The sequence below is a fragment of the Rathayibacter sp. PhB151 genome, assembly GCF_004366415.1.
Lineage (GTDB): Bacteria > Actinomycetota > Actinomycetes > Actinomycetales > Microbacteriaceae > Rathayibacter > Rathayibacter festucae.
In genome coordinates, this window is the sequence record NZ_SOEN01000007.1 from 300,873 (window position 1) to 316,999 (window position 16,127).

Consider the following 16,127-nt stretch of genomic DNA (forward strand, 5'->3'; position numbering starts at 1 on the left):
GCACGTCCGACTGCGAAGAAGGTGGCTCCCATTCCGACCGCGCCCGCGATCTCGACGTTCCTCCCCATCGATCCGCCGCCCCGGCTGCTGATGGGCCCCGGCCCGATCAACGCCGACCCGCGGGTCCTCCGCGCGATGTCCGCGCAGCTGGTGGGTCAGTACGACCCGTTCATGACCTCGATGATGAACGAGACGCAGGAGCTCTACCGCCGCGTCTTCGCCACGTCGAACGAGAAGACGATGCTCGTCGACGGCACCAGCCGCGCCGGCATCGAGGCCGCTCTCGTCTCGATGCTCGAGCCGGGCGACAGGGTGCTCGTGCCCGTCTTCGGCCGCTTCGGCCACCTGCTCCGCGAGATCGCCGAGCGCTGCGGCGCGGAGGTGCACGTGATTGAGGCGGAGTGGGGCCAGGTGTTCCCGGTCTCGGTCATCACCGAGGCGATCGAGCGCGTGCGCCCGAAGGTCCTCGCGGTCGTGCACGGCGACACGTCGACGACGATGGCGCAGCCGCTCGAGGAGCTCGGCGCGATCTGCGAGAAGCACGGCGTCCTGTTCTACACCGACGTCACCGCGTCGCTCGCGGGCAACGCGTTCGGCGCCGACGAGCTCGGCCTCGACGCCGTCTCGGCCGGCCTGCAGAAGTGCCTCGGTGGGCCCTCCGGCTCCGCTCCCGTCACCTTCTCCGAGCGCGCCGTCGCCGTGATCGAGGCGCGCAAGAGCATCGAGGCCGGGATCCGCGACGAGGGCGACGCGGTCAGCGCGCACCCGGTCCGCTCCAACTACTTCGACCTCGGCATGGTCTTCGACTACTGGGGCCCGCGCCGGCTCAACCACCACACCGAGGCCACGACGATGCTCTACGGCGCGCGCGAGTGCGCCCGGCTGATCGTCGAGGAGGGCCTCGACGCCACCATCGCGCGGCACGAGCTGCACGGCTCGGCGATGCTCGCCGGCGTGCAGGGGCTCGGCCTCCGCGTCTTCGGCGACCTCGCGCACAAGATGAACAACGTCGTCGCGGTGCACATCCCGGACGGCGTGAACGGCGACGCGGTTCGGGGCGCGATGCTGGAGGACTTCGGCATCGAGATCGGCACCTCCTTCGGGCCGCTGCACGGCAAGGTCTGGCGGATCGGCACCATGGGCTACAACGCGCGCCAGGACACGGTGCTGACCACGCTCGCCGCGCTCGAGGCGGTCCTGCGGCGCGGGGGCGCGACCGTCGCTCCGGGCGGCGGCGTCGCGGGCGCCTACGGCGTCTACGACTCGGCACGGGGAGGCGCGGCGTGAGCGTCGTCGACGCCGCCGCGATCATGGCGCGCTGCGACGAGCTCGCCGCGGTGTCGAGTACCCGCGGCGCGATCGAGCGCGTCTACCTCTCTCCCGAGCACGCCCGCGTCAACGCGATGGCCGCGCGCTGGATGGAGGACGCCGGCATGCGCACCTGGCAGGACGCGGCCGGCAACCAGTGCGGCCGCTATGAGGGCGCGACGCCCGGGCTGCCCGCGCTGCTGCTCGGCTCGCACCTGGACACCGTGCCCGATGCGGGGCGCTACGACGGGATCCTCGGCGTGATGCTCGCGATCGCCGTCGTCTCCCGGCTGAACGCCGCGGGCACGCGCCTGCCGTTCGCCGTCGAGATCGTCGCGTTCGGCGACGAGGAGGGCACCCGCTTCGGCACGGCCCTGCTCGGCTCCCGCGCGGTCGCCGGCACCTGGGACGAGCACTGGTGGGAGCTGGAGGACGCGCACGGCACGACCCTCGTCGAGGCGTTCCACGAGTTCGGCCTCGACCCCTCGCGCATCTCGACCGCGGCGCGCGACGCGGCCGACGTCCTCGCCTACCTCGAGACGCACATCGAGCAGGGCCCGTACCTGGAGGAGGCGGACCGCGCCCTCGGCGTCGTGTCCTCGATCGCCGGCGCCCGCCGCTTCGCCCTGACCCTCACCGGCAAGGCCGGCCACGCGGGCGGCGTGCCGTTCGACCGCCGCCGCGACGCCCTGACCGGGGCCGCCGAGGTCGTGCTCGCCGTCGAGCGGATCGCCCGCGAGCACGGCGCGATCGCCACTGTCGGCCGCCTGGAGGCGTTCCCGGGCGCGGTCAACGTGATCCCGGGCCGGGTGGAGTTCTCGCTCGACCTGCGCGCCGAGTTCGACGACGTCCGCGACACCGTCTGGGACGGGATCGAGCACGCGATGTCGGAGACGGCCCGCCGCCGCCGGCTCGCGCTGACCGTCGAGGAGACGCACGGGGCGCCCGCCGTCGTCGCGGCCGACTGGCTGCAGGACGTCGTCCGCACCGGCATCCGGGCGACCGGCGACGAGGAGCCGATGGTGCTGTTCTCGAAGGCCGGGCACGACGCGATGGCGATCGCCGACCTCACCGAGTACGCGATGCTCTTCGTCCGCTGCGAGGGCGGCGTCAGCCACCACCCCGAGGAGAACGTGACCGAGGCCGACGTCGCGACCGCGCTGGACGCCTTCGAGGCGGCGGTGCACGCGTTCGCCGAGGCGCGGGCAGGACGGGTGTGACCGCCTCGGCGCCGATCGCCGAGCACCGCACCGACGCCTCCGCACCGAGCATCGGACACCGGATCGACGCGGGCTACGCCTCGCTGTCGCGGCAGGAGCAGCGCGCGGCCGACTTCATCCTCGACCACCTCGGCGACCTCGCCAGCTACACCGCCACCGAGCTCGCGCAGCACAGCGGTGTCTCGAAGGCCACGGTCTCGCGGCTCTTCCGCCGGCTGGGCTTCTCCAACTCGCAGGAGGTGCGCGAGCACGCGCGTGCGCTGCGCAGCTCCGGTGTGCCGGTCGGTCCGGCCTCGGCCGGTGCCCCTGCCGACGCGCTGGCCGCGCACCTCGAGAGCGAGCACGCGAACCTCCGCCGGCTCGCGACGACCTTCGCCGACGGACGGCTCGAGGAGTCGGTGCGACTGCTCTCGGGCGCCCGCGAGGTCGTCGTGATCGGCCTGCGCAACAGCTACCCGGTCGCGCTGCACCTGCGCCAGCAGCTCGCCCAGGCGCGCGCCCGGGTGCGGATCGCGCCGCAGCCCGGGCAGTCGCTCGGCGAGGAGATCGCCGGGCTCGGCGCGGAGGACGCGGTGGTGCTGGTCGGCTTCCGGCGGCGGCCCGCCTCCTTCGCGGCCGTCGTCGAGGTGCTGGCCGCGCACGGGGTGCCCGTCGTGCTGCTCGCCGACGCGCACGCGCGGCGCTTCGCGGATCGCTGCGCCGTCTGGCTGGAGTGCCCCGTCGACAGCGAGGCGGCCTTCGACAGCTACGCCGCGGCGATGAGCGCGGTCGCCGTGCTGGCCGCCGGAGTGCTCGGCGCCGTGCCGCGGGAGTCGCGCGAGCGCATCGCGGGCATCAGCACGCTGTACGCCGAGCTGGCGGAGCTGGAGGAGCGGCCGTGAGCGCCGAGGCGGCCGAGCTGATCCGGGCGCACGCCCGGCACCCTGTCGGGCGGGACGAGACGCTGCCGGTGGAGGTGCTCGGCCGCGCCGAGCTGCTCACCCCGACCTGCGGTGACCGGATCGAGGTCCGGGTCTCCGGAGACGCGGCGGCGCTGGCGATCGGCTGGAGCGGACGCGGCTGCGAGGTGTCGCAGGGCTCCGCGTCGCTGCTCGCGGACGAGCTCGACGGGCTCGACGCGGTGACGGTCCGCGGGCGCGTCACCGCCTTCCTCGACGCGATGGCGGCGCACGACGCGGTGTCCGGACGCGGGGCGGATCCCGACGGCTCGGCGGGCCAAGCGCTCGGCGACGAGGCGGCGCTGCTGCTGGTCGCCGCGAACCCGGTGCGCTCGGTCTGCGCGACGCTCGCCTGGCGCGCGCTGCGCGACGCGCTCGACGTGAGCGGGCTCGGATGACCGCCTCAGCCGGGTCCGTCGCGGTCGGCTCCCGAGAAGAGATCGCCGCACTCCACCGCGACGGCGCCGTGCCGCGCGAGGTAGTCGCGGGCGCCGGAGTCGCCGGTGAGCGTTGCCGCGAGCGGACGCCAGTGCGCGCTGCCCAGCAGCACCGGATGACCGGGCCGACCGCCGTAGGTCGCCCGCGCGAGCACCGCCGGACCGACGGGGGAGTCCCGGAGGACGCGCTCGCCGACCGCGGCGGGTTCGTCCGGCAGATCGACGAGCGTCACCAGGGCGGCGTCGCCGTGCGCGGCCCGCAGCCCGGTGCGCAGGGAGGCCGACAGTCCCTCGGCCCAGTCCTCCGCGACGACGACGCCGGCGCGCTCAGGCACCAGGCGTCGCGCCTCCTCGGCCTCGGCGCCGAGCACCACCAGCACGCTCCCGCAGCCGGCGGCCTCGAGTCGCACCACCGCGCGCTCGACCCAGCCCACGCCCGCCGCATCGCGTCGCAGCGCCTTCGGTCCGCCCGCCCGGCGCCCCGCGCCCGCGGCGAGCACCACCCCCACCACGTCCATCCGACCATCGTGCCGCACACCCGGGCCGACGAGGAGACCGCATGACCGACTCCACCACCCTCCGCGATGCGCTGCTGGCGTGCCTCGCCGTCCCGCGCTGGGCCGACGAGGTCGCCGCGGGCGCGCCCTACACCTCGACCGACGATCTCGCCGCCGCGGCCGACGCGAGCGCGCGCACGCTGACCGCCGAGGAGGTGGAGGAGGCGCTGGCCGACCACCCGCGGATCGGCGAGCGTCACTCGGGCGCGGGACGCTCCTCCGACTTCTCCGCCGCCGAGCAGGCGTCGAGCCTCTCGCCGGACGAGGCGCTGGCCGAGCGGCTGCTGGCCGGCAACCGGGCCTACGAGGAGCGGTTCGGGCGGGTGTTCCTCATCCGCGCAGCCGGACGCGACCGATCGGAGATCGTGGCCGAGCTGGAGCGCCGGCTCGCCCTCGACGAGGACGCCGAGCGCGGGATCGTCGCCGACCAGCTGCGCGAGATCACGGTGCTGCGGGTGCGGGCGCTCGGCCCGGAGACCGGCGCCGTCGTGGAGGCGGGTCGATGAGCGCGCACCGCAGCCACGTCACGACGCACGTGCTCGACGCCGTGCTCGGCCGGCCGGCGCAGGACGTGCCGGTCGCGCTCGAGGCGCGACGAGGATCCGGCTGGGAGCCGGTCGCGAGCGCGCGGACGGATGCCGACGGCCGCGTCGCCGAGTTCGGCCCGGCGGAGCTGCCCGCGGGGATCTACCGCGTCGTCTTCGACACCGCCGCGTACTTCGAGCGCTCGGGCACCGAGTCGTTCTACCCCGAGGTCGTCGTCGCGTTCCGGCTCGAGGACACGGCCGCGCACTTCCACATCCCGCTGCTGCTGAGCCCGTTCGCCTACTCGACCTACCGGGGGAGCTGAGCGTGCAGCTCCGGGAGCTCCTCGATGCGCCGTCGCTGCGGATCCGCGCCGTGCACACCACCGAGGAGGCGCTCGCCCGCGAGGTGAACTGGACGTTCACCACCGATCTGCTCGACCCGCGCCGCTACCTGGCGCGCGATCAGCTCGTGCTCACCGGCATGATGTGGCGGCGCACGGCCGAGGACAGCGAGGCCTTCGTGGCCGCGGTCGCGTCCTCCGGCGCCGTCGCGCTGCTGGCCGGCGAGGGGCTCCTGGGCTTCGTGCCCGACGACCTGGTCGCCGCCTGCCGCGCGCACGGCGTCGCGCTGTTCGCCGTGCCGGCCGACGTGTCCTTCGCCTCGATCACCGCGCACCTCTCCAATGCGCTGGCGGGAGATCGTGTCGCGCGGCTGACCGCCGGGCTCGCGCGCCAGCGGCAGCTGCTGACCGAGGTCTACCGCGGACAGCTGCTCGACGAGCTGATCGCGCGCACCTCGACCGAGCTGGGGCGGCCGGTGCGCGTGCTGACCGCGACCGGGCGCTCCGCCGCCGCGTCCGCGGACCCGCTGAGCGCCGACGAGGTCGACCGCGTCGTGCACGCCGCCCTCACGTCGCGCCGCACCCCGGTGACGGTGCCGGACGCGCACGGAGGAGTGCTGTCGATCCTCGCCGTCGCGGGGGCGGAGGAGCACCGCGCCGTCTCGTGGTTCGTCGTCGTCGCCGGCGACTGGAACGAGTGGCACCCCTCGCTGCTCGACGCGATCACCGAGCTGACCGGTGTCATCGGGCTCTACCGGCTGCAGCGCGAGGCGGCCCTGCTCGCCGACGCGGCGCTCGCCGACCGGCTGCTCGAGCTGATCGAGGAGGACAGCGAGCAGCCCGAGACGGCGGTCTACCTCCGCCAGCTGGGCCTCGGCGGCGTCGAGCGGTTCGCGGTGCTGGCGGCGGCGGTGGACGGCGACGGCGACCTCGCGCGCTCGGTGCTCACGGATGCGGTGGCGCATCTGGGTCGGGCCGTGGTGGGGCGCGATGCCGACGGTGCGGTGGCGCTGGTCCCGGTGGCGGACGACGAGGCCCTGGCCGTCGTGACCGCGGCGCTGCGCCGGGCTGGAGCGGCGCTCGACGGAGCGGTGCTGCGGGTCGGAGTGAGCGCGCCGAGTCCGCTGGCCGCGCTCGGTGGGGCGCTGCGGTCGGCGCGGTACGCGCTGCGGCTGCCGTCGGCGCCGGGCGACGCGTCGCCGGTGCGGATCGGGACGGCGGGCGAGGTGACCTCGGCGGTGCAGCTGCTGAGCGCGGTGCCCGATCACCTGCGCGCGGTGTTCGTCGAGCTGGTGCTCGGCCGGCTGATCGAGCACGACGCGCGCTACAACTCGCAGCTGGTGGCGACGCTCTCGGCGTTCCTCGACTGCGGCGGCTCCTGGGTGCGCGCGGCCGAGCAGACGCACCTGCACCTCAACACGGTGCGCTACCGCATCGCCCGCGTGGAGGAGCTGACCCAGCGCGATCTCTCGAACACGTCGGACCGCGCCGACCTCTTCCTGGCGCTGCGGCTGCGCTGAGCGTCCATGCTCATGCTGATCGAGTAGGGCGCGAAGCGCGCGTATCGAGATCCGCCCACCGTTCGGACGCGTAGGTCTCGATACGCCCCTGGCGGGGCTACTCGACCAGCATGAAAGGGGCGAGGATCCGGACGTCGGTGCACTCTTTCTTGCTGGGTGCACTCTTTCTAGCTGATCGAGTAGCGCGCGCAGCGCGCGTGTCGAGATCCGCCGTCGTCTGCGCCCGTGGGTCTCGATACGCCCCTGGCGGGGCTACTCGACCAGCATGGAGGCGGGCCCTGCGGGGTTGCTCGACCAGCACGCCTGCCGGGGTCCTCGACGCACAGGCGCTGCGGCTGAGCCGGCGGGCTCAGGAGGCGTCGCGGTCGACGACGGGTTCGAACCAGGCCTGCAGCTCGACGAGTCCGTCCGGGTACTCGGCCGCGCGTTCGATCGCCTCGTCGGTGAGGACGGTCATCCGGACCGTGAAGACCGGGTCGGGATCGTCGCCGCTCGTCTCGCTCGGCTGCCAGAGGCTCGAGGACAGGACGGTCTCGGCTGCGGCGAGGACCGGGTCGACCTGGACGCGGTCCAGGTCGTCGGCGGTGATGTCCGTCTGCAGGACGCAGAGTGCGCCCGGGTAGGCCGTGGCGAGATCCGCCGCGACGATCGCGGGGTCGGCGTCGGCCGCGACGGACAGCAGCGCGATCTGCGTGCTGTGGTCGACGAACGTCTGCGCGTTGCCGAGCACGGTGCGCGGGTGCGCCTGCTGGTAGGCGGCGGCCTCGTGCAGCCCGAGCGCCGCCATCGACCGCCAGCCGCCCGCCGGAGCGGTGCAGCCCTCGGGCTGCGGGACGGGCTGGGCGTCGGAGTAGGCGATCTTCTCCTCGTCCGTCGCGAAGCTCGGAGCCGGCGTCGGCGCGGCGGTCGGCGTGCTGCTGCCCACGGGGACGTACCGCTCGCCGTCGGCACTGACGAAGTCGAAGGAGCGTCCCGACAGGCGTCCGACCACGTAGGCGGGGATCGTCTCGACGCCGTCCTCGGTCCGCGGCCGGAACCCCTGCGCCGCGCTCTGCGAGCGGAGGTCGTCGGGTGTGATCCCGGTGAGGGAGAGCCCGTCCTCGCACGGGGAGGGTCCCATGGTGAAGCCGGGATCGCCGTCGAACGGGCAGAGGCGCATCGCGTCGCCGGTGAATCGGATGTCGACCGCTGCCGCGACCAGGTCACCGGCGGTGGGCGCGGCGCTCGCACCGGGCGTCGACGCCGGTGTCGGAGACGACGCGCAGCCGGCGAGCACGAGGCCCAGCAGCGCGGAGGCGAGAACCGGGGCGAGTCGACGGGTCATGGCCCGACGCTAGCGCGCTGCTCCGCCCGAGGACAGGATCATCGGGCTCACGACTCGAGCGGAGGCCGCGTGGACGGGGACGACGGCCCGTCACTCCGCCGGAGCGACGACGCGGCGGCCCTGCACGTGGACCGCCGCGATGGCGGGCTCGCGCAGGCCCAGGAGCAGGGCGAACAGCAGCTGGGCCGTCGCCTCGGCGGGGTCGTCGGCGCGGACGCCGAGGGCGAGGACCTCCGCGAGCGGCTCCCAGCGGTGGGGCTCGATGCGGAGGAAGTCCGCGTCCTTGCCGAGGTCGAAGTTGCCGAAGCGCTCCTCCATGTCGAGCGCGCGCGCACCGGCCAGCGTCGCGGTGAAGAGCAGCTGGGCCGGGTGCAGCGCGATCGACGCGTCGCCCTCCTCCGACAGGTGCACCTTGAAGGCGTCGTTCGCCACGCGCGCGAGCAGCCACTCGTCGCCGGCGCCGATGTCGCTGCCGAGCGCGATCGTCACGCCCGCCGCCGCGGTGCGCCGCCACGGCATCGTCCCCGAGCCGAGGAACTGCTGCGAGGTCGGGCAGTGCGCGATCGAGGTGCCGGTCGCGGCCATCCGGTGCAACTCCGCGTCCTGGCAGTGCACGGCGTGCGCGAGGATCGTCCGCCGGCCGAGCAGCGAGGAACCGCCGCGCCGCGAGCCGGGCAGGAACAGCCCGTCGTAGGTGTCCAGGTAGCTGCTGGTGCCGAAGCTCGAGAGGACCGCCGCGATCTCGCCGTCGCCCGGCCGGTCGTTCTCGTTGAGGTGGCTGTGCACGTAGACGCCGCGGTCGCGGACGCCGTCGTAGAGCTCGCCGAGCCCGGCGAGCGTCGTCGGCGTCACCGACAGCGAGAAGCGGGGGACGATGGCGACCTGCTGCAGCGCGGTCGAGGGGTCGCCGGTGTCGACCGCGTGCCAGCGGTCGATCTCCTCGGCGACGAGCGCGAGCGCCTCGTCCTCGCCGGTCAGCAATCCCGCGGCCGACGGCGGCCCGACCGTCTGCAGTCCGCGACCGGACACCGTGCGCAGCCCCGCCTCGACACTCCGCTCGAACAGCGCGTCCTGCGCGTGCGGGAACGCCGAGCCGAAGACCATCGCCGCGGTCGTCCCGGCGCTCACCCGCCGGCGGGTGAAGGCGCGCGCGATGCGGCCGGCGAACTCCTCGTCGGCGAGCCGCGACTCCGCCGGGAAGATCGCCGTGTCGAGCCACTCCAGCAGCTGCCCGCCGCCGAACGCGTCGGTCGAGTACGTCTGCGGGAAGTGCAGGTGCGTGTCGACGAAGCCGGGCAGGAGGAACGCGCCCGCGTCGCCGGTGACCGGCCAGTCCGCGTAGTCGCGGGGGAGGGCGGCGTGCGGTCCGACCCAGAGGATCGTCCCGCTGTCGCCGACGACGAGTGCGCCGTCCGGGATCGAGACCAGGGCCACCTCCGCCGTCTCGACGGTGGGCCGGCCGGCCACGTGCAGGACGTGGCCGCGGTGCACGCCGCGCGAGCCGGCGCCCGGACCGGACCCTCCGCTCACACCAGTCCCGAGTACGCGTACCAGGCGGGCCCGGCGTCCGGCGCGTCGTCGCGGGTGACGGCGGCCTGGATCAGCCCGTAGGGCCGGTCGGCGGCGTGATAGACCTCGTTGTCGTTCTCCACGCCGAAGGGCGAGAGGTCGTAGAGGAAGTGGTGCTTGTTCGGGGCCGAGAGGCGCACCTCGACGATCTGCGGGAACTCCTCCAGCACCGCCTTGCCCATCTCGAAGAGCGTCTGCTGCAGGGCGAGCGAGTGCACGGTGGCGAAGCGGCTGATCATCAGCGCCTTCACTCCGGCGTAGACGGCCTCCCAGTCGCTCGCGGCGATCTCCTCGTCGCTGAGGGCGAAGCGCCACTTCGCGACCAGCGAGGTCGCCATCACGCGGTCCCGGGTCGGCGGGAGCACCGTGTACGGGTCGGTGAGGAAGCCGTGGAACTCCGAGCCGGTGGACTTGAGGATCGTCAGGTCCTTGAAGCCGCCGGTGATCCAGACCTGCTGCGCGTCGCCGGTGCCCTCGACGGTGACGGAGGCGATGCGCACCTCCTGACCCTTGCGGACCCAGGTGTGGTCGTGCTCGGCGCCGTCGACCAGGACGCGCTCCCAGGCGAACTCCTCGATCTCGATCCGCGCGCCGTGCACGGTCTCGGTGCCGTCGACGAAGTGCCGGGCCAGCTCGAGGCCGTACGCCTCGATCGAGCGCAGCCCCTTCTCCTTCGCGAAGGAGTAGGCGGTTTGCTTCTGGGTGTCGGTGGGGAGGACCGCGGACTGGTCGCCGGTCAGGTGCGCGGCCGCGAAGTCGCCGCGCAGGGCGGTCGAGACGTTCACGTCGTGGATCTCGTGCCGGGGGCTGTCGCGGTAGATCCGGACGACGCGGTTCTCGGCCTTCCCGTACTGGTGGTCTCCGAGGATGATCGACATGTCCGCTCCTGTTCGCGTTCGGTGGTTCGTGGGGCTTCGCGGGGGTCCGCGGTCGCGCGGCCGGGCGGTGCCCGTCTGCCAGGATGCCGCGCGCGGCGAGCCCGTCGCACCGGCGGAGCGCTCAGCGTCCGGCGCCCGCGTCACCCGAGTCTTGTGCGATCCGCCCGGAACCGCGCCCGGAACCGCGGGAGTTCACACGGCGGAAACGTGACCGGAACACGCGGCCCGGCCCCGTCACTGCGACTCCGCTGCCGGTGACGGCTCAGGGCCGCTCGAGCAGCCGGCCGACCGGCGCCTCGCTGCCGCCCGTGACCCGGACTCCGCCGACCCAGGTCGCCGCGACGGCACCGCGCAGCACGCGGCCGTCGTAGGCGGAGACCTTGTTCTTGTGCGAGAGCGCGTCGACGTCGACCGGCGACGCCGCCTCCGGCTCGAACGCGACCAGGTCGGCGTCCGCTCCGGCGCGCAGCAGCCCCTTCTGGCCGAGCCCGGCGAAGGCGGCGGTCGCCGTCGACATCCAGGCCACGACCTGCTCCAGCGGTATCCCGCGCTCGCGGGCGCCCGTCCAGACCGCGCGGAAGCTCAGCTCGAGCCCGGAGATGCCGCCCCAGGCGAGCCCGAAGTCGCCGTCGTGCGCGAACTTGAGCGCGGCGGTGGCGGGGGAGTGGTCGGAGGCGATCAGGTCGATCGTGCCGTCGAGCAGGCCCTTCCAGAGCAGCTCGCGATTGCGCTCGTCCCGGATCGGCGGGCAGCACTTGAACTGCGTGCCGCCGTCGGGGATCGTCTCCGCATCGAAGGTGAGGTAGTGCGGGCAGGTCTCCGCGGTGATCCGCAGCCCCTCGGCCTTCGCCTCCCGCAGCAGCGGCAGCGCCTCGGCCGAGGAGAGGTGCAGGATGTGCGCGCGCCCGCCCGTCTCGCGGAGGGCCTGGATCACGCTGGCGATCGCCGAGTTCTCGGAGGCGGGCGGCCGGGACTCGACGAAGGCGTCGTAGGAGGTGCCGCCGCTGTTCGCGCTCGCCTCGAGCTCGACCGGGTCCTCGGCGTGCACGATCAGCAGGCCGTCGAACGCGGCGATCTCGGCCATCGCCGCGAACAGCTGCTCGGTGCTGAGGTGCGGGAACTCGTCCACGCCGCTCGGCGAGAGGAAGCACTTGAAGCCGAAGACGCCCGCGTCGTGCAGCTCGCGCAGGGTGCCGAGGTTCTCCGGGATCGCCCCGCCCCAGAAGCCGACGTCGACGAGCGCCTGCGGACCGGCCGCGGCCTTCTTGGCGTCCAGCCCCGCGACGGTGGTGGTCGGCGGGATCGAGTTCAGCGGCATGTCGATGATCGTGGTGACGCCGCCGGCCGCGGCCGCACGGGTGGCGGAGGCGAAGCCCTCCCACTCGGTCCGGCCGGGCTCGTTGACGTGCACGTGCGTGTCGACGATCCCCGGCAGCAGCACCTGGCCGGCGGGGAGGACGACCTCCTCGAAGGTCTTCCAGGGGGCGTCGATGTCGCCGACGGCGACGATGAGTCCGCCCGCGACGGCGACGCTGGCGGGCCGCGTCCCGTTCTCGGTCAGGACGGCGGAGGAGCGGATCACGAGGTCGAGCGAGGGGGAGTCGTCGGGCATGGGTTCGACCATATACTCGGCATGTTTCCCGCGTGTGAGCGCCCGCCGGCCGCACGACCCGGCTCCGCGCCCTCCCGCCCGTCGACGTCGGAGGCCGCCGTGCTCGAACTCGCCGTACCGCTCCTCGCGCGCGTCGAGGCGGGCGAGAGCGTCGCCGTGGTCACCGTCACCCACGTCTTCGGCTCGGCGCCGCGCGCCCTCGGCTCCTCGATGGCGGTCGACGCGGCAGGCAGCGCCATCGGCTCCATCTCGGGCGGCTGCGTCGAGGCCCAGGCCTACGCGCTGGCGCAGGAGGTGCTCGGCTCGGGCGGCTCCGGCTCGGAGCACTTCGGCTTCGACGACGAGGCGGCCTTCGCGGCCGGGCTCTCCTGCGGCGGACAGCTGCGGGTCTTCGGCCACGTCGTCGACGCGAGCTCGGGGGCCGTGCTGGCCGAGCTGCGCGCCGCGCGGGCCGGGCGGCCGGCGGGGCTCGCGATGATCGTCGGCGGGCCGGACGAGCTCGTCGGCCTGGTGCTGACCGGCGCGACCCGCGCGCAGGACGTGGTGGGGCCGTCGCTGGACGAGGACACGGTGCGCCGGATCTTGGCCGAGCGGGCCGCGCGCCTGGCCTCGGGCCGCTCGGCGACCGTGGAGATCGCCTGCCAGGGCGTCGAGCTCGAGGTGACCTTCGTGGTGAGCGCGGAGAAGCCCCGCCTGCTGATCTTCGGCGCCGTCGACTTCTCCGCGGCGCTCTGCGCGGCCGGGGCGCTGCTCGGCTACCGCGTGACGGTCTGCGATGCGCGGCCGGTGTTCGCGACGGCGGAGCGGTTCCCGGGCGCCGACGAGGTCGTGGCCGACTGGCCGTCCGACTACCTGGCGGCGACGGAGGTGGACGAGCGCACGGTGATCGCGGTGCTCACCCACGACGAGAAGTTCGACGTGCCGCTGCTCGAGACGGCGCTGACCCTGCCGGCCGCCTACATCGGCGCGATGGGCTCCCGGCGCACGCACGAGCGGCGGCTGCGGCTGCTGCGCGAGGCCGGAGTGGCGGAGGAGTCGCTCGCCCGGCTGCACTCGCCGATCGGCCTGGACATCGGCGCGTCGACGCCGGAGGAGACGGCGGTCTCGATCCTCGCGGAGGTGCTGGCGGTGCGCGCCGGGGCGTCCGGGGCGCCGCTCGCGGGGCGGTCGGGCCCGATCCACGCCTCGCGCTGAGACGGAAAGCGCCAGCGGGTCACGCGAGCTGCCGGGCTCCTCAGTCCGTGCCACAGAGAGGACAGCGCGACGGGCGCGATGCCAGCATGGCGTCGCTCCGCCGCTCACCCTCAGCACGATGAACCAGGAGTCACCATGACCGAACCCATCCGTTCCCTCACCGCCGCCCGTCCCGCGCGCGGAAGCCGCTCGACCGTCGCGACCTTCGCGCTCGTCGCTGGTCTCGCAGGCGGCCTCGCCCCGGCCGCACTCGCCGACCCGACCCCGGACGTCGCTGCCCCGACGAGCCCGGCGAAGAGCATCGTCACGGGCGGCGGGAGTGCGTCGGCGCCGTCGGCCGTCGCGGCGTCCGACGGCGGTTTCACCTTCTCCTCCTTGGCGGGGAGTGGAGCAGCCGTGCACCCCGGGCTGAAGGTCAAGACCTACGCCTGGTTCGACGTCGCGCCGGGGACCGCCGTCGGAGCGGGCACGCCGGTCACCGTCGTCTACTCGTTCTTCAACACCGGCGACATGCCGCTGCGCGATGTCGGTCCGACGAAGGTGAACCTGGACGTCGACACGGTCTCCACGGTCGTCATCAAGGGCCGCGTCGTCACCGTGGAGGATGTCCAGCGCGGCTCTGTGGCACTGTCGAGCACCTGGACGGCGAGGACGCCGGTGGGGTCGGTCTCCGCGCCGACCAGCACGTTCGACCTCCGCATCCCCGGCTCCGCCTTCTAGAGCACGCCCAGCTCGGCGGCGGTCCGACCGGCTGCCCTGACGTTCGTCGGGCGCCGGCGTACCGCCTCGAGGGGACGGACGCGAAGTGATGTCCCGTCGCTCCGCGTCCGTCCCCCTCCGTCGGCCTTCCTCCCCCTCGAGTGCGTGCCGTGCCGACGACGCGCGGTCCTCGACGGACCGTCTCCGGGAGGTTCACCGTCCGCACGACGACGCGCTCGTGGACGGCTGCTCCCTTCGCGATCTGGTTCTTCGCGCGCTGAGCAGCGGTCCGGAACGGCCCTGACGAGGGCGGGCCGGGGCGGAGGAAACCGCCGCGAAACACCGCGCTGCCATGCTCGGGGGATGCAGCGCCACGTCATCACCGGAGCCCATGTCGCCACCGTCGACGCCGCCGGGGCCGAGCACCCGGGCGGTCACGTCGTCGTCGACGATAGGCGGATCGTCGCCGTCGGCGCGGGGGAGCCGCCCGCCTGGGCCCTGGACGGCCGGGCGCCGACCGGTCTCCCGTCCGCGGAGCCGGTCGTGCTGACCCGGGTCGACGGTCGTGGGCACCTGCTGACCCCCGGACTCGTCAACACTCACCACCACCTGTACCAGTGGCTGACCCGCGGCTGGGCACAGGACTCGATCCTCTTCGACTGGCTCGTCGCGCTGTACCCCGCCTGGTCGCGGATCGACGCCGACCTCACCCGATCGGCGTCGCTCGGTGCGATGGGGGTGCTCGCCCGCTCGGGCTGCAGCACCGTGGGCGACCACCACTACGTCTTCCCGCGCGGCTCCGGCGACATCGTCGGCGGCATCGTGGACGCCGCCGCCACCCTGGGTCTGCGGCTGCACGCGACACGCGGCTCGATGGACCTCGGCGAGTCGCAGGGCGGGCTGCCGCCGGACTTCGCGGTCGAGACCACCGCGGCGGCACTGCAGGCCAGCGGCGAGGCCGTCGAGCGGTACCACGACACCTCGTTCGACGCGATGGTGCGCGTCGCGATCGCGCCGTGCTCGCCGTTCTCGGTGACGCCGGACCTGCTGCGCGAGTCGGCGGTCCTCGCCCGGCAGCTCGGCGTGCGGCTGCACACGCACGGCTCCGAGACCGTCGAGGAGGACGTCTACACCCGGGAGACCTTCGGGATGTCGCCCACGGACTACCTGGAGTCGCTCGGCTGGCTCGGCGACGACGTCTGGATGGCGCATGGCGTGCACCTCGACGACGACGCGATCGCGAAGTTCGCGGCCACGGGTACCGGAGTCGCGCACTGTCCGTCCTCGAACGCGCGGCTCGCGGCGGGCATCGCGCCGATCCCGCAGCTGCTGGCGGCCGGGGCTCCGGTCGGGCTGGGTGTGGACGGGGCGGCGTCGAACGAGTCCGGGCAGCTCGGCTCCGAGATCCGCGCGGCCGTGCTGATGAACCGGCTCCGCGCGGGCGCCGACCGGATGAGCGCCCGGCAGGCGCTCTCGATCGCGACGATCGGCGGCGCCCGGGTACTCGGGCGCCAGGACGAGATCGGCTCGATCGAGGTGGGCAAGCTCGCCGACCTCGCGCTGTGGCGGATCGACGGGATCGAGCACGCCGGCATCGCCGACCCGGTCGCGGCCCTCGCGCTCGGCGCGCAGCCGCCGCTGACGCTGCTGCTCGTCAACGGGCGGCCCGTGGTCGCGGACGGCCACCTCGTCACCGCCGACGAGGACGCGATCGCCCGCGAGGTCGCCCGCGCGAGCGCGGAGCTGGCGTCGCGCGTCTGACGCCTCGACGCGGTGTCCTGACGAGCGTAGGTCTCGATACGCCGCTGCGCGGCTCCTCGACCAGCAGGGAGGTGATGCCCACCGCGTCTGCATGCTGACCGAGTGGCCGTGCGCATGCCGACCGAGTGGGCGCCTTCATGCTGATCGAGTAGCCCGCGGAGCGGGCGTATCGAGATCCACTGTCGCCAGCAGGCTGGTCTGCAGACCTCGCGTTCTGGCGGTGGTGGGTCTCGATACGCCCC

15 protein-coding genes are annotated in these 16,127 nt (G+C 74.0%); 10 read left to right on the forward strand and 5 right to left on the reverse strand.

What is annotated here, in order from left to right:
* Window positions 1-90: 90 nt before the first annotated feature.
* The 4 genes from EDF35_RS08745 to EDF35_RS08760 are packed head-to-tail and all read left to right on the forward strand — an operon-like array spanning window position 91 to window position 3,864.
* On the forward strand, window positions 91-1,287 hold the full coding sequence (locus EDF35_RS08745; RefSeq protein WP_133962706.1) for an alanine--glyoxylate aminotransferase family protein: 1,197 nt from the start codon (window positions 91-93) through the stop codon (window positions 1,285-1,287).
* Window positions 1,284-2,528 (forward strand): allantoate amidohydrolase, encoded by a 1,245-nt coding sequence (locus EDF35_RS08750; protein WP_243839910.1) that lies wholly within the window; start codon window positions 1,284-1,286, stop codon window positions 2,526-2,528. Before EDF35_RS08745 ends, EDF35_RS08750 begins: the two co-directional genes overlap by 4 nt.
* Window positions 2,525-3,409: a MurR/RpiR family transcriptional regulator gene (locus EDF35_RS08755; protein WP_243586622.1), complete on the forward strand. Its 885-nt coding sequence runs from the start codon at window positions 2,525-2,527 to the stop codon at window positions 3,407-3,409. Before EDF35_RS08750 ends, EDF35_RS08755 begins: the two co-directional genes overlap by 4 nt.
* Window positions 3,406-3,864 (forward strand): iron-sulfur cluster assembly scaffold protein, encoded by a 459-nt coding sequence (locus EDF35_RS08760; protein WP_133961887.1) that lies wholly within the window; start codon window positions 3,406-3,408, stop codon window positions 3,862-3,864. The genes EDF35_RS08755 and EDF35_RS08760 overlap by 4 nt, the downstream gene beginning before the upstream one ends.
* Window positions 3,865-3,869: 5 nt before the next feature.
* Here EDF35_RS08760 and EDF35_RS08765 read toward each other — a convergent pair whose 3' ends face one another.
* Window positions 3,870-4,421, reverse strand: coding sequence for an NTP transferase domain-containing protein (locus EDF35_RS08765; protein WP_133961889.1), 552 nt, complete (start codon window positions 4,419-4,421; stop codon window positions 3,870-3,872).
* 41 nt (window positions 4,422-4,462) lie between these two features.
* Here EDF35_RS08765 and uraD point away from each other — a divergent pair, with 41 nt between their 5' ends.
* The 3 genes from uraD to EDF35_RS08780 are packed head-to-tail and all read left to right on the forward strand — an operon-like array spanning window position 4,463 to window position 6,848.
* Complete coding sequence (gene uraD / locus EDF35_RS08770; protein WP_133961891.1) at window positions 4,463-4,966, forward strand: 2-oxo-4-hydroxy-4-carboxy-5-ureidoimidazoline decarboxylase; 504 nt, start codon at window positions 4,463-4,465, stop codon at window positions 4,964-4,966.
* A complete protein-coding gene (gene uraH / locus EDF35_RS08775; protein WP_123445688.1) occupies window positions 4,963-5,310 on the forward strand; it encodes a hydroxyisourate hydrolase in 348 nt (115 codons plus the stop codon). The genes uraD and uraH overlap by 4 nt, the downstream gene beginning before the upstream one ends.
* 2 nt (window positions 5,311-5,312) lie before the next feature.
* A complete protein-coding gene (locus EDF35_RS08780; protein ID WP_133961892.1) occupies window positions 5,313-6,848 on the forward strand; it encodes a helix-turn-helix domain-containing protein in 1,536 nt (511 codons plus the stop codon).
* 349 nt (window positions 6,849-7,197) lie between these two features.
* Here EDF35_RS08780 and EDF35_RS08785 read toward each other — a convergent pair whose 3' ends face one another.
* The 4 genes from EDF35_RS08785 to allB all read right to left on the reverse strand — a co-directional run bounded on the left by EDF35_RS08785 (window position 7,198) and on the right by allB (window position 12,231).
* Window positions 7,198-8,172, reverse strand: coding sequence for a hypothetical protein (locus tag EDF35_RS08785; protein WP_133961895.1), 975 nt, complete (start codon window positions 8,170-8,172; stop codon window positions 7,198-7,200).
* A 90-nt stretch (window positions 8,173-8,262) separates the two neighbouring features.
* The gene (locus EDF35_RS08790; protein WP_208323041.1) at window positions 8,263-9,702 is read right to left on the reverse strand and encodes an amidohydrolase family protein; all 1,440 of its coding nucleotides are present in this window, start codon (window positions 9,700-9,702) and stop codon (window positions 8,263-8,265) included.
* On the reverse strand, window positions 9,699-10,619 hold the full coding sequence (gene pucL / locus EDF35_RS08795; protein ID WP_123735510.1) for a factor-independent urate hydroxylase: 921 nt from the start codon (window positions 10,617-10,619) through the stop codon (window positions 9,699-9,701). The genes EDF35_RS08790 and pucL overlap by 4 nt, the downstream gene beginning before the upstream one ends.
* A 262-nt stretch (window positions 10,620-10,881) precedes the next feature.
* Window positions 10,882-12,231, reverse strand: coding sequence for an allantoinase AllB (allB, locus tag EDF35_RS08800; protein WP_133961897.1), 1,350 nt, complete (start codon window positions 12,229-12,231; stop codon window positions 10,882-10,884).
* 99 nt (window positions 12,232-12,330) lie between these two features.
* On the opposite strand from allB, the gene EDF35_RS08805 reads away from it, so the two are divergent.
* The 3 genes from EDF35_RS08805 (at window position 12,331) to EDF35_RS08815 (ending at window position 15,885) form a co-directional block, all read left to right on the forward strand.
* Window positions 12,331-13,425: an XdhC/CoxI family protein gene (locus EDF35_RS08805; protein WP_133961899.1), complete on the forward strand. Its 1,095-nt coding sequence runs from the start codon at window positions 12,331-12,333 to the stop codon at window positions 13,423-13,425.
* A 135-nt stretch (window positions 13,426-13,560) separates the two neighbouring features.
* Window positions 13,561-14,145, forward strand: coding sequence for a hypothetical protein (locus tag EDF35_RS08810; protein WP_123703263.1), 585 nt, complete (start codon window positions 13,561-13,563; stop codon window positions 14,143-14,145).
* Window positions 14,146-14,487: 342 nt separating this feature from the next.
* Window positions 14,488-15,885: an 8-oxoguanine deaminase gene (locus tag EDF35_RS08815; RefSeq protein ID WP_133961901.1), complete on the forward strand. Its 1,398-nt coding sequence runs from the start codon at window positions 14,488-14,490 to the stop codon at window positions 15,883-15,885.
* Window positions 15,886-16,127: the final 242 nt, after the last annotated feature.